The organism is Phocaeicola vulgatus ATCC 8482, from assembly GCF_000012825.1.
Taxonomy (GTDB): domain Bacteria; phylum Bacteroidota; class Bacteroidia; order Bacteroidales; family Bacteroidaceae; genus Phocaeicola; species Phocaeicola vulgatus.
Genome location: NC_009614.1, coordinates 4,165,385 through 4,179,153 on the forward strand (window position 1 = coordinate 4,165,385; position 13,769 = coordinate 4,179,153).

The 13,769-nt window shown below is 40.6% G+C and carries 12 protein-coding genes and 1 pseudogene; 11 read left to right on the forward strand and 2 right to left on the reverse strand.

Features of this window, described 5'->3' with window-relative positions:
• Window positions 1–293 precede the first annotated feature (293 nt).
• The 4 genes and pseudogenes from BVU_RS22885 to BVU_RS16760 form a co-directional block, all read left to right on the forward strand.
• A pseudogene (locus BVU_RS22885) lies at window positions 294–681 on the forward strand (TolC family protein); the annotation flags it as partial.
• Window positions 612–1,682, forward strand: a complete 1,071-nt coding sequence (locus BVU_RS16750) for an ABC transporter permease (protein ID WP_373207472.1) — start codon at window positions 612–614, stop codon at window positions 1,680–1,682. The pseudogene BVU_RS22885 and the gene BVU_RS16750, both read left to right, overlap by 70 nt.
• A gap of 96 nt (window positions 1,683–1,778) precedes the next feature.
• On the forward strand, window positions 1,779–2,435 hold the full coding sequence (gene fsa, locus BVU_RS16755) for a fructose-6-phosphate aldolase (protein WP_005842067.1): 657 nt from the start codon (window positions 1,779–1,781) through the stop codon (window positions 2,433–2,435).
• A 151-nt stretch (window positions 2,436–2,586) separates the two neighbouring features.
• Window positions 2,587–3,510 carry a helix-turn-helix domain-containing protein gene (locus BVU_RS16760; RefSeq protein WP_005842069.1) on the forward strand — a complete coding sequence of 308 codons (924 nt, stop codon included), beginning with the start codon at window positions 2,587–2,589 and terminating at the stop codon, window positions 3,508–3,510.
• Window positions 3,511–3,584: 74 nt separating this feature from the next.
• Here BVU_RS16760 and BVU_RS16765 read toward each other — a convergent pair whose 3' ends face one another.
• Together BVU_RS16765 and BVU_RS16770 are read right to left on the reverse strand one after the other, a co-directional pair.
• Window positions 3,585–4,412, reverse strand: a complete 828-nt coding sequence (locus tag BVU_RS16765; RefSeq protein WP_005852550.1) for a hypothetical protein — start codon at window positions 4,410–4,412, stop codon at window positions 3,585–3,587.
• 206 nt (window positions 4,413–4,618) lie between these two features.
• On the reverse strand, window positions 4,619–6,946 hold the full coding sequence (locus tag BVU_RS16770) for a transglycosylase domain-containing protein (RefSeq protein WP_005852552.1): 2,328 nt from the start codon (window positions 6,944–6,946) through the stop codon (window positions 4,619–4,621).
• Between the two features lie 160 nt (window positions 6,947–7,106).
• Here BVU_RS16770 and pyrB point away from each other — a divergent pair, with 160 nt between their 5' ends.
• The 7 genes from pyrB to BVU_RS16805 all read left to right on the forward strand — a co-directional run bounded on the left by pyrB (window position 7,107) and on the right by BVU_RS16805 (window position 13,683).
• The gene (gene pyrB, locus BVU_RS16775; protein ID WP_005842002.1) at window positions 7,107–8,048 is read left to right on the forward strand and encodes an aspartate carbamoyltransferase; all 942 of its coding nucleotides are present in this window, start codon (window positions 7,107–7,109) and stop codon (window positions 8,046–8,048) included.
• Between the two features lie 8 nt (window positions 8,049–8,056).
• Entirely contained in the window at window positions 8,057–8,524 is a 468-nt protein-coding gene (pyrI, locus tag BVU_RS16780) for an aspartate carbamoyltransferase regulatory subunit (protein WP_005841999.1), read from the forward strand.
• A gap of 5 nt (window positions 8,525–8,529) precedes the next feature.
• On the forward strand, window positions 8,530–9,117 hold the full coding sequence (locus BVU_RS16785) for a flavin reductase family protein (protein ID WP_005852554.1): 588 nt from the start codon (window positions 8,530–8,532) through the stop codon (window positions 9,115–9,117).
• A gap of 9 nt (window positions 9,118–9,126) precedes the next feature.
• Window positions 9,127–9,846: a porin family protein gene (locus BVU_RS16790; RefSeq protein ID WP_012055634.1), complete on the forward strand. Its 720-nt coding sequence runs from the start codon at window positions 9,127–9,129 to the stop codon at window positions 9,844–9,846.
• Window positions 9,847–10,092: 246 nt separating this feature from the next.
• On the forward strand, window positions 10,093–11,373 hold the full coding sequence (gene glyA, locus BVU_RS16795) for a serine hydroxymethyltransferase (RefSeq protein ID WP_005841993.1): 1,281 nt from the start codon (window positions 10,093–10,095) through the stop codon (window positions 11,371–11,373).
• A gap of 198 nt (window positions 11,374–11,571) precedes the next feature.
• On the forward strand, window positions 11,572–12,915 hold the full coding sequence (locus BVU_RS16800; RefSeq protein WP_005841989.1) for an MATE family efflux transporter: 1,344 nt from the start codon (window positions 11,572–11,574) through the stop codon (window positions 12,913–12,915).
• A gap of 48 nt (window positions 12,916–12,963) precedes the next feature.
• Complete coding sequence (locus BVU_RS16805; protein ID WP_005852557.1) at window positions 12,964–13,683, forward strand: OmpA family protein; 720 nt, start codon at window positions 12,964–12,966, stop codon at window positions 13,681–13,683.
• Window positions 13,684–13,769: the final 86 nt, after the last annotated feature.

Sequence of the window (13,769 nt, forward strand, 5' to 3'; positions counted from 1 at the left end):
AGGCTTTGGAGTTATCTCCATAACCTTTGGAGTTATCTCCGCAGCCTTTGGAGTTAACTCCAAAGCCTATGGAGATAGAACACAACAGAAAGAAAAGCCTTAACCTGCCTCAAAAAAGAGATTAGCTTTCCTTGAAAAAAACATTTCATAAGAACAGAAAGCACATTTTTTATCTCATCTGTTTGTTGTTTCCAATGATTCCTTATACATTTGCGTTTACTAACAATCCTGTTAAACAAGACTGCTAATCCCGAACTACCTTTATTTATATACAGGGAGATTCTGACCAATGAATGCGGAAAAGAAGCAAGGATCAATACCAAGCTACGTTGCAACTGGACCAAGTGGTATGGGACGGTGGTAACATCCGGGCACGGAAAGAGGTAACCCGTGCCACATCCGAAGTAGACAAACAGAAACTGGAAGTGGACATGTATGCCATCAACGAACGGGTAACCCCAACTTTTTTTTGGCATCCTGTTATTGAAAGAGCAATTGAAGCAAAACCAGCTTATGCAGGAAGAATTACAAAGGAATTATGACAATGTTGCAGCGTATGTAAAGAATGGCATTGCCAATCAAGCCGATTTGGATGCTGTAAAAGTGGAACAATTGAACAACATACAGCAACGTCATACTCTAGAAGCTACCTATCGTGCTTACGGCAAGATGTTGAGTCTTGGGCCGCAAACTTCGAAATCAAAAATATGAATCTCAGCATAGTGGATAATGACCGCAGCCCCTATTCTACCCGATTAGTACAGAAAGTGGAAGCTTCCGAATATTTTCATCTGATAGATGTATCAAACAACTATCAGGAAGCGATGCAATGCATTGAAAAAGGAGATGCCGACCTCATTTTGGAAATCCCGCCACACTTTGAACGCGATTTGCTGAAAACCGGCGTAGCAAAAGTACTGGTTTCAGCCAACACCGTAAATGGGACGAAAGGAACGTTGGGAAGTTCCTACCTCAGTAATATAGTGAATGCCTATGCCACTGAAATCCGGATTTCCCATTCCGGCTCTATTTCTCCCTCCCCGGTGATAAAAATAGATACCCAAGGACGTTTCAACCTCTATCTGGATTATAAGGTATTTATGGTTCCGGCACTGATGGCGCAATTGTTGATGATGTTATGCGGATTTCTGCCAGCTCTTAATATTGTGAGTGAAAAAGAATTCGGAACCATCGAACAAATCAATGTGACTCCTGTAAGCAAGTTCACTTTCATTCTGGCCAAGCTGATTCCTTACTGGGTAGCCGGCATGCTGATCCTCACAATCAGTATCATTCTGGCATGGTTAGTCTATGGTCTGGTTCCGGCCGGTCATTTATGGCTGCTTCATTTCTTCGCATTGCTGTTCATTATCGTCATTTCGGGTATGGGACTGGTAGTTTCCAACTATTCCCGAACCATGCAGCAGGCCATGTTTGTCATGTTTTTCTTTGTGATTATCATCATGCTGATGAGCGGATTATTCACCCCCATCAACAGTATGCCCGAGTGGGCTCAAGCCATCACCATAGCCAATCCCTTGAAATATTTTATACAAGTGACACGTATGGTCTATTTGAAAGGAAGCGGATTCGATGACTTGATCATGCAATTTATTGCCTTGCTTTTTATGGCTATCATGTTGAACGGTTGGGCCGTGTTCAGTTATAAAAAGAACTCATAACAGATAAATCGGAACATTTGCTTGTTTATCATTGTTAATATCAGTAGCTTAGCAGCCTATTGCTAACCTGATTTTAATTATCTAAAAGAAAAAGTTATGAAATTCTTTATTGACACAGCTAATCTGGAACAAATTCGCGAAGCAAACGCATTGGGCGTACTGGACGGTGTAACTACTAATCCCTCTTTAATGGCTAAAGAAGGTATTAAGGGAGTTGAGAACCAACATAAGCATTACATCGAGATATGTAATATTGTGGATGGAGATGTCAGCGCCGAAGTCATTGCCACCAATTACGAAGGAATGATCAAAGAGGGTGAAGAACTGGCAGCCCTTAATCCACACATTGTAGTAAAAGTTCCTTGTATTGAGGACGGCATCAAAGCTATCAAATATTTCAGCAATAAAGGAATCCGTACCAATTGTACACTGGTTTTCTCTGCCGGACAGGCATTACTTGCGGCAAAGGCGGGGGCTACCTATGTATCTCCGTTTGTCGGCAGACTGGATGATATTTGCAATGACGGTGTAGGACTGGTTGCACAAATTGTAGAATTGTACCAAACTTATGACTACAAGACACAAGTTCTTGCCGCCTCCATCCGAAACACCTTACATATATTACAATGTGCGGAAGTGGGAGCAGATGTAGTAACCTGCCCGTTATCCGCCATTAAAGGCCTTCTAAACCATCCATTGACAGATATAGGATTAGAAAAGTTCCTGGCCGATTACAAAAAGGTTAACGGATAATAAAAAGCCTTCTCTCGCCATGAGGGAAGGCTTTTTACAACCATAACACAGAACTAATAATTTTCTGAATGTCGCTTATTATTAGCAAATAGTCGAATGGTGTTGTTTCATTCCAATTAAATTTATTCTTTTACTTTAAATAACATCAAGAATGATAAAAGGACATACCGACATAGACATCTGGAATACCGGCTTTTTCATTAACGCAGATTATTTTTCCGATGATTTCATTATTTATAATAATACGGGAAAAGATCTTACCCGCAAGACTCTTGCCCATCCTTTCTTTCACAACAATTCATATAAAACGACCTATACTTCATTTATACTGTGCCTTTCCGGAACTTCTGAAATAGAAATAGACTCCATCAACTATTCTACTAAAGAGAATACATTACTAATGATGGTGCCTAATCAAATAATTAAATATAATAAAATAAGCGAGGATTACAAAGCACATCTCATCATGATATCTAATAAATATTTTGATACCCGAGATAATTTTTATAAAATGATGTCTCTTTTAATTCCTCTAAAAAATCATCCATGTGTCAATTTGAATATCGCGGAAACAGATTTATTGAAAACATATCATGTATTGCTTTACAAAAAAATCAGTGAAGAAAATAATCTGTTTCGTGATTTTACCATACAATATCTGATACAAGCTACTTTCTACGAAGTATGCCAGCTCCTACTAAAGCATCTGGAAATAAAAAAGAAAAAACTGCCGCATAAAGAAGACATATTCAAACAGTTTTTAAAACTGGTAGAAACCCATCATTATAAAGAAAGAGACATTTCTTTTTATGCTGAGAAACTTTGTCTAACCCCTAAGTATTTATCTTCCATAATCCGGGATGTTAGCGGAGAACTGGCAGGAAACTGGATTGACAATTATGTAATTATTGAAGCAAAAGCCCTACTGATTTCTTCCAACCTTACCATTCAGGAGATTTGCTATAAACTGAATTTTTCTACTCCGTCCTCATTCACCCGTTTCTTTAAACGAATAACCGGCATGTCACCAAGAAAATTCAGAACACTAAAAGTTTTTCCCAACTTAATAGAATAAAAACATATAATATCTTGCCACCTGCCCTTATCTTCATGAATGAAGACAAGTACTTTTCCCACCTCGCCCGGTCTCTATTTGAACTTCAAATATCCTATGCGAGTATATTTTATTCCTTTGTTCTCATAATGAGAAAGAACTTTAGCCGATTTTAAATACAAACTTTCATGGACATTGATTTTTTTTGTATAACAGCTCAACATATCCGGTGACATACTGGAAGCCGCCGCCTTTATAATGAAAGTATAACGGTTGCCATCAGCATCAGCGGCAAGCACACTCTGGTCCACATAATATCCGGTTGTTTTGTATATGTCCAGTTGTAACCTTATCCCTAAGACTTCTAAACGCAAGTCGGATAGTTTTTCTCCCGGCTGACCGATAAAACGACTGCCAGCCGGCAAATGATGTTTTCTGATAACCGTTTCATAATGCACAGTAGCAAAAGCCTTCGCTAACATTGCCAGCTTCTTATCCCTAGGATTTCGGGCCTCAAATTTGTGTGCCAGCCAAAGTACATAGTTAGGATCAATGTAATAAACCTCCGCTAATCTTTTTCCACGATATTTTCCAAATGCGACTATATCCTCGGATATTCCATAATAAGGTTCAAAAAAAGTATTGTCTTTTACTTTCAGCAGGACGTTACAGTTCTGCAAATACTGAAAAGCACGTTCTGCCGCATCATTAAAAGTGACAGCCAGCGATTGAATAAACAAAGGGGAATAAATATTGTCCGGAAATATACGCCATAATGCATAATATGATCGGTAAGGGGTAGAAACACTGATTGCATAATATCCCGCATCTTCTCTACGGCCTTTATTGAAGTTATCTATTTTTTGGAAAACTCTCTCGGCCATAACATTAGTTATCTGATACAGAGTTACATCTCTATCCATAATTACCTCCTATCTTCATAAGGTAAAGATTTTCTTTTTGTAAATATAGTATTTTCTTACGAAACAGCAAGGGTTTTCACTATTTTTACATAAATTATTTTCCACAACACCAAGTAGAGAAAGCACCTTTTATAAAAGGTATATCAATAAAAAAAGTCTGTTTGCTTTTCCTTGCAAACAGACTTTTTTATTGATAAATCTTTCAATTATTCAAATATATTATCCAAACCTCCGGTTTCTTCTACCGAAGTTTCATCTATTAAGGTATCTTTGCAAGGGTCAAAGTCATCAGGAATATTGAATTTCTCATCCTGAGAATATCCCAAGCTCTTGTCTTTATAGACTTTCTGCATATAAAGTCCCCAAATAGGAAGCGCCATAGCAGCCCCCTGCCCGTCTACCATCGTATCAAAATGAATATCACGTTCTTCACCGCCTACCCATACACCGGACACCAATGAGGGAGTGAATCCCATAAACCAACCGTCAGAGTTACGGTTGGTTGTACCTGTCTTCCCCCCCATATCAGCAGTAATGCCATACAGACGGCGTACACGTCCACCGGTACCCTCATTAACGACCGCACGCAACATAACCAGCATTTTGTAAGCACTGGTCTCACTAATCACCTCATCCATTTGCGGAGTGAAATTCGCTAATACATTACCTTCATTATCCTCAATACGGGTTACAAATACTGGTGCTGTACGGATACCTCGGTTTGCGAATGCTGAATAAGCGCTGACCATCTCCCCTACAGAAATTTCACAAGGTCCCAAACAGAGTGATACTACGGGGTCTATCTGTTTGTTCTGCACACCGAATGAATGAATCAGACGAACCAACTGATAAGGATTAAGTTTCCCCATCAAATAAGCCGTTACCCAATTATCCGAATTAGCCAATCCCCATTTGATAGTTACCATTTCTCCATAACGCTTTTTGCTGGCATTACGTGGTGACCATGGACGCCCGTTCTCATCTATCAATGTCTGCTCTACGTGACGCACCTGATCACAGGGAGAGAAACCGTTCTCCATAGCCAAAGTATACACGTAAGGTTTAATAGTAGAACCTACTTGGCGACGCCCCACCATCGCCATATCATATTGGAAATAATTATAGTTAGGACCACCCACATACGCCTTCACATGACCTGTCAAGGGATCCATAGACATAAATCCCGCCCTAAGGAAGAATTTATAATATTTCAAAGAATCCATCGGAGTCATAATGGTATCCTTCTCTCCCTCGTAAGAAAATACAGACATTTCGTATTTAGTATTAAACGCTTTCTTTATTTCCGCTTCCGAGCATCCGGCTTCTTTCATAATACGATAACGATCAGTCTGTTTCATAGCCCTGGTCATGATGGTATTCACCTCCTCCTCTGTCAACTGATTAGTAAACGGAGCTGTTTTCTTTTTCCGTTTTTCCTTGAAGAAACGAGGTTGCAAGTATTGCGCCACATGTTCATAAACAGCCTCTTCCGCATATTTCTGCATACGTGAATCAATAGTGGTATAGATCTTAAGACCGTCTGTATAAATATTGTAGTTGGTACCGTCTTTCTTCTTGTTTTTAGCACACCACCCGAAAAGCGGATTCGTTTTCCATGCCAATGAATCTTCATAATATTTCTGCATCTGCCATCCGCGATAATCACTTTTCTTCGGCTCCTTGGCTGTCATTACTCCACGCAGATATTCACGGAAGTAAGTTGCCAAACCTTCTTTATGATCCACACGACGATATTTTAAGACGAGAGGCAACGCCTTTAATGAATCAGTTTCCGCATCAGTCAGGTATCCCGCCTTCCGCATCTGGCCAAGCACCACATTACGCCGTCCACGTGAACGTTCATTAAAACGTTTCGGATTATAAAGAGACGGATTCTTACACATACCAACCAAAGTAGCCGCTTCCTCAATGCTCAAATCTTTCGGTTCTTTCGAGAAGTAAGTATTGGCAGCTGTTTTGATACCTACTGCATTATTCAAGAAATCGAACTTATTAAGATACATAGTCAGAATCTCTTCCTTTGTATAATAGCGTTCCAACTGAACAGCTATTACCCATTCAATGGGCTTCTGCAACAGACGTTCCATCACATTATCTGCCGTAGGTGAATAGAATTGTTTTGCCAACTGCTGGGTTATGGTACTACCCCCACCGGCATTCTTCTGCATCATCACTCCCCGTTTCACCAAAGCACGGACAAACGCACGGGCATCAATGCCGGAATGTTCTGCAAAACGTTCATCTTCGGTAGCAATCAGCGCACGAATCAGATTCGATGAAAGCTGGTCATAACCTACAAAAACACGATTCTCCTTACTAAGTGACCAAGTACCCAGCATCTTGCCGTCATCGGATATAATCTCGGTTGCAAACTTTAAATTCGGATTTTCCAATTCCTCAATAGGCGGTACATATCCAATCCATCCTTTCGCTATTGCGGTGAATATAAGCGCTATAACTAACAGTACGCCGACTACAAGAGCCCAAAGCACGTATATAAATTTCTTCCTCATGACATTTTCTAGTAATTAACGGTACAAAAGTAAGGAAAAACTTTGAGATAGAATGTGTTTCTAACAAAGTTCAACGAAATATCTTTTAATTCTTCGCTCATTTATTTTTTTTTCATACCTTTACACTCCGTATAAATTGTAATTATAAATACAAGCCAATATGGAAAATAGAAGTTTAGTTACTATTGCCGAACACTCGAAAGAGAAAATCCTCTACCTTTTGGAGATGGCAAAAGAGTTTGAAAAGAAGCCTAACCGTAAAATCTTGGACGGCAAAGTTGTTGCCACCCTTTTCTTTGAGCCCTCCACCCGTACACGACTCAGTTTTGAAACCGCAGCAAACAGACTGGGAGCCCGCGTTATCGGATTTACCGATCCCAAAGTAACCAGTTCTTCAAAAGGAGAAACATTGAAAGATACCATCATGATGGTAAGCAATTACGCCGACATCATCGTAATGCGCCATTTTCTGGAAGGTGCCGCAAGATATGCCAGCGAAGTCGCCCCGGTGCCCATTGTCAATGCCGGAGACGGAGCCAACCAACATCCGTCACAAACCATGCTAGACCTCTACTCCATATACAAAACACAGGGAACGCTTGAAAATTTAAACATCTATCTAGTAGGCGACTTGAAATACGGACGAACTGTTCATTCTTTGCTGATGGCTATGCGTCATTTCAACCCCACTTTCCATTTCATCGCTCCGGAAGAGTTGAAAATGCCTGAAGAATATAAAATCTACTGCAAGGAGCACCATATTAAATACAAAGAGTACACAGACTTTAACGAAGAAACCATTGCTGACGCCGACATTCTTTACATGACCCGTGTACAACGCGAACGTTTCACCGACCTGATGGAATATGAACGTGTGAAAGATGTATATATATTAAGGAATAAGATGCTGGAGCATACCCGCCCCAATCTGCGTATCCTGCACCCTCTGCCCCGCGTCAACGAAATAGCTTACGATGTGGATGAGAATCCGAAAGCTTACTATTTCCAGCAGGCACAAAACGGACTTTATGCGCGCCAGGCCATCCTTTGTGATGTATTGGGCATAACCTTGAATGATGTTATAGAAGATGCAAAAAAGTAAAAACAAAAATGAAGATGAGCGATAATAAACAAGCATTGCAGGTAGCCGCTTTGAAAAACGGCACTGTTATAGACCATATACCTTCCGATAAATTGTTTACTGTAGTCGCCCTATTGGGCTTGCAGGATTCTGACTCTAACATAACCATCGGAAACAACTTCGAGAGCAAAAAATTAGGCAAAAAAGGAATTATAAAAGTGGCCGACCGCTTTTTTACTGATGAGGAAATAAGCCGCCTTTCCGTAGTAGCCCCGAATGTAAAACTGAACATTATCCGTGACTATGAGGTGGTAGAGAAGAAACAAGTCCTGATGCCTGAGGAATTACGTGGCATCGTAAAATGCGCCAATCCCAAATGTATCACCAACAATGAGCCAATGACCACCCTGTTTCATGTAATTGACAAAGAACATGGAATCTTGAAATGTCATTACTGCGAAAAGGAACAAAGTAAAGAAGGTATCAAACTACTGTAATGAATATGAAACAAGACTGGAAACCGGGAACTATGATTTACCCTCTTCCGGCCCTACTGGTAAGTTGCGGAAGTACGGAAGAAGAATATAACATTATCACAGTGGCATGGGCAGGTACTATTTGTACCAACCCCGCCATGTGTTATATATCCGTGCGTCCGGAACGCCATTCCTACCCCATTCTGAAACGGAATATGGAATTCGTCATCAACCTTACTACCAAAAGCATGGCATTCGCTACCGACTGGTGCGGAGTGCGTTCGGGCAAAGATTATAATAAATTTGAAGAAATGAAGCTGACCCCGGGAAAAGCAAAAATAGTCAGTGCTCCCATCATCGAAGAATCCCCGCTCTGTATAGAATGCAGAGTAAAGGAAATCATCTCACTAGGATCTCATGATATGTTCATAGCCGATGTGGTAAATGTAAAAGCCGACGATAAATACCTGAATGCGGAAACAGGAAAATTCGAATTATCCGAAGCTAACCCGTTAGTCTATGTTCATGGCGGATATTTTGAACTAGGACCGAAAATCGGGAAGTTTGGCTGGTCTGTAGAAAAGAACAGATCACAGACCAAGGAAAAATCCTAAAAATATCTCATGAAGAAACTCCTTTTATTAATCGCTTTATTACTTCCTGCCCTGTTCGTTACAGCACAAGGAATAAAGAATGGTCTGAAAGAGGAACCTAAGATCAATGTGGGAATAAAAGGAGGCTTCAACTCTTCCATGTATTTTACCAGTCGGTTAGAGCTAGATGGAGAGCGAATGGAAGATGTGCAAAATAATTATAAAGTAGGCTATTTTGCCGCTATGTTTTTTCGGGTGCACATGAAAAGGCATTTCATCCAACCCGAAATTATGTATAATATTTATAAAGGTGAAATAGCTTTCAATAAAAATCAAAATAAAGAAAACACCCTTCCCGAGCTTGCTAAACTGAACAGCACGATTCACTCTTTGGAACTACCTATATTATATGGTTATAGTTTTGTAAAAAGCAGGCCTTACGGCATGGCACTTTTTATCGGTCCCAAACTGGAATATGTATGGAAACATAAGACTTCCGAAGAGTTTGAAGGATTTGGATATTCTGGTATAAAAGAAGAATTACACCCCATTAATATAAGTTCTGTTATCGGATTAGGAGTAAATATTGCTAATATATTCTTTGATTTCCGGTATGAAATCGGACTCACCAATATCTCCAAATCAATCATTTATAAAAAAGACACAGATGGAATAATGTCCCAAGAAAAAGGTATCTTCATTAACCGACACCGCAATGTGCTAAGCTTCTCGCTAGGAGTTATTTTCTAAAGTAGGAAGCTTCCTCTAAGTAGATATCATAATGCCACATTTATATCCTTTTCTTTCCTCAAAACGCCCTTATCTTCAACTCTTTCAGCAGCTTCAGACCTTACTACACGACAAAAAGAAAGTCATATATCTTTTTTCCGTAACCTCACCAAATATTTTCCTCTAAATAATTTCCTTATATTCTAAAATTACTTAACTTTGTGAACTCAGAATCGAATATCGCACATAAACTTATTATAAAAAGAAATGAAAAGAGACGATTTGATTTTCGACATTATCGAAAAAGAGCATCAACGCCAGCTCAAAGGTATCGAGCTGATCGCATCCGAAAACTTTGTTAGTGACCAAGTAATGCAAGCCATGGGTTCTTGCCTTACCAACAAGTATGCTGAAGGGTATCCCGGCAAGCGCTACTATGGCGGTTGCGAAGTGGTAGACCAGAGCGAACAAATCGCTATCGACAGACTGAAACAAATATTTGGAGCAGAATGGGCTAATGTACAACCTCACTCCGGAGCACAGGCTAATGCTGCTGTATTTCTGGCCGTTTTGAATCCGGGTGATAAATTTATGGGATTAAATTTGGCCCATGGTGGTCACTTGTCACATGGTTCATTGGTAAACACATCCGGAATTATTTATACTCCGTGTGAATACAACCTGAACAAAGAAACAGGTCGTGTAGATTACGATCAGATGGAAGAAATCGCATTACGTGAAAAACCCAAAATGATTATCGGTGGCGGTTCTGCATATTCTCGCGAGTGGGACTACAAACGTATGCGTGAAATCGCAGATAAAGTGGGAGCCATCCTGATGATTGATATGGCCCACCCTGCCGGACTGATTGCTGCCGGACTGTTGGACAACCCGGTTAAATATGCTCATATCGTCACTTCAACAACCCATAAAACCCTTCGTGGCCCTCGTGGCGGTGTCATCATGATGGGTAAAGACTTCCCTAACCCATGGGGCAAGAAAACTCCAAAAGGTGAAATCAAGATGATGTCACAACTTTTGGATTCTGCTGTATTCCCTGGTATACAAGGTGGCCCGTTGGAACATGTCATCGCAGCCAAAGCTGTTGCATTCGGTGAATGTTTACAGCCGGAATACAAAGAATATCAAACACAAGTAAAAAAGAATGCAGCCGTATTGGCACAGGCTTTGATTGACCGTGGCTTTACGATCGTTTCCGGTGGTACAGACAACCACTCCATGCTGGTAGACCTGCGTACCAAATACCCTGATCTGACAGGCAAAGTAGCAGAAAAAGCATTGGTTGCTGCTGATATCACTGTAAACAAGAACATGGTCCCATTTGACAGCCGTTCTGCTTTCCAAACTTCAGGTATCCGTTTGGGAACTCCCGCTATCACAACTCGCGGAGCAAAAGAAGACTTGATGTTGGAAATCGCCGAAATGATTGAGACAGTTCTTTCAAACGTAGACAATGAAGAAGTAATTGCACAAGTTCGTGCACGCGTAAACGAAACAATGAAGAAATATCCTATTTTCGCTTACTAATCAACGACTTCTATCAATATACTCATAAAAGACTTTGGAGTTTTTGAAAAAGCTTTATCCTTCTTCAAGAACTTCAAAGTTTTTTATAAAACATCCAGACCATTTAAAAAGAGTAATAGAAAAGTATTTTTATCAGCATTCCCCACAGAAATCAGTATAAATTTCTACCTTTGCAGACAATTTATCCGTTAATGACGAATGAAAGGAACTAAGAATCTGACTCAAGGCCCTATCCTAAAGCAATTGTTTACTTTGGCAATGCCCATTATGGCTACTTCATTCATACAAATGGCATATAGTCTGACCGACATGGCTTGGGTAGGAAGAATAGGAAGTGAGGCAATAGCCGCCGTAGGTTCGGTAGGAATTCTTACATGGATGTCCACATCTATCTCTCTTCTGAACAAAGTAGGTTCGGAAGTCAGCGTAGGACAAGCCATCGGGGCACAAAACGAGCAAGCTGCCCGTGCATTCGCATCACATAATCTTACCTTGTCCTTACTTATATCATTGAGCTGGGGAGCATTGTTATTTATCTTTGCCACCCCTATTATCAGTATCTATGAACTAGAACCTCATATAGCCAAGATGGCTGTGGAATATCTACGGATTATAGCAACCGCCTTTCCATTCGTCTTTTTATCAGCTGCCTTTACAGGGATATTCAATGCCGCCGGACGAAGCAAAATACCTTTTTCCATTAACGGTATCGGACTGATTACAAATATAATACTGGATCCTATCTTTATCTTTGGTTTAAGCTGGGGAACTACGGGAGCAGCAATTGCCACTTGGCTGGCCGAAGCTACGGTATGCATACTGTTTATCTATCAATTGAAACAAAAGAAAATATTATGGGATGATTTTCGGTTATTTACTAAACTGAAAAAACAATATACACGCCACATTTTGAAAATAGGATTACCAGTAGCGGCACTCAATACATTATTCGCTTTCGTCAATATGTTTCTCGGAAGAACCGCCACAGAACAAGGTGGTCATTTAGGGCTGATGGCACTCACCACCGGAGGACAAATCGAAGCTATCACCTGGAACACCTCCCAAGGTTTTTCTACAGCTCTCAGTGCCTTTGTAGCTCAGAATTATGCAGCGCGGCAAATCTCCCGTGTGCTGAAAGCCTATCGCACCACTTTATGGATGACATTTATATTCGGATCTTTCTGCACATTCCTTTTTATATGTTATGGAAACGAAATATTTTCTATCTTTGTTCCTGAAAAAGCAGCTTACGAAACCGGCGGTGTCTTTCTACGTATTGACGGATACTCGCAACTATTTATGATGCTGGAAATTACCATACAGGGCGTATTTTATGGGATGGGGCGCACCATGCCTCCTGCCGTAATCAGCGTCACCTGTAACTATCTGCGCATCCCGATGGCACTGTTGTTTGTATCATGGGGCTGGGGTTTGCCGGGTATTTGGTGGAGCATAAGCATCACTAGCACTATGAAAGGAATTATTTGTCTGATCTGGTTTATGCTTATCAAGAAGAAAGCTTTAAATTATCAGGCCGTTTAATGAACAATTTTTGCATTAAGTCATTAATATATTAAAATGAACATGATTATGAAAAAGACTAAAATTATGGCTTTATTACTGAGTGCTACATTAGTATTCAGTGGATGTGGTAACATGAATAATACCGCTAAAGGCGGTCTGATCGGCGGCGGCGGCGGTGCAGCATTGGGAGCAATTATCGGCGGAATAGCCGGACATGGTAAAGGTGCGGCTATTGGTGCGGCAGTAGGTGCGGCAGTAGGTACAGGTGCCGGTGTGTTAATTGGGAAAAAAATGGATAAAGCAGCAGAAGAAGCTGCTCAAATCCAAGGAGCACAGGTAGAACAAGTAACAGATAACAATGGCCTTCAGGCTGTAAAAGTTACTTTTGATTCCGGTATTCTCTTCAATACAGGAAATGCAGCCTTGAGTGCACAAGCGAAATCAGCCTTGAGCAAGTTTGCAAACAACGTATTGAACCAGAACAGAGATATGGATGTATCCATTTATGGATATACAGACAACCAGGGCTGGAGAAACAGTACAGCTGAACAAAGTATCCAAAAAAACCTCAATCTGTCACAAGAACGCGCTCAAAGTGTGGCTAGTTATCTGTTGGGTTGCGGTGTAAGTAATTCCCAGATCAAGTCCGTAGAAGGCTTGGGTCAAGCAGATCCGATAGGTAATAATGACACAGCCGAGGGACGCCAGCAGAACCGTCGTGTAGAAGTATATATGTATGCCAGCCAACAGATGATTCAGCAAGCGGAAGCAGGAACACTGAAATGATATCAATGACGTTATTGTAGAGCGTATCCAATACGCCCGAACCAACGGTCACAACATTGGAATAACATATAAAATAAACCAATTTC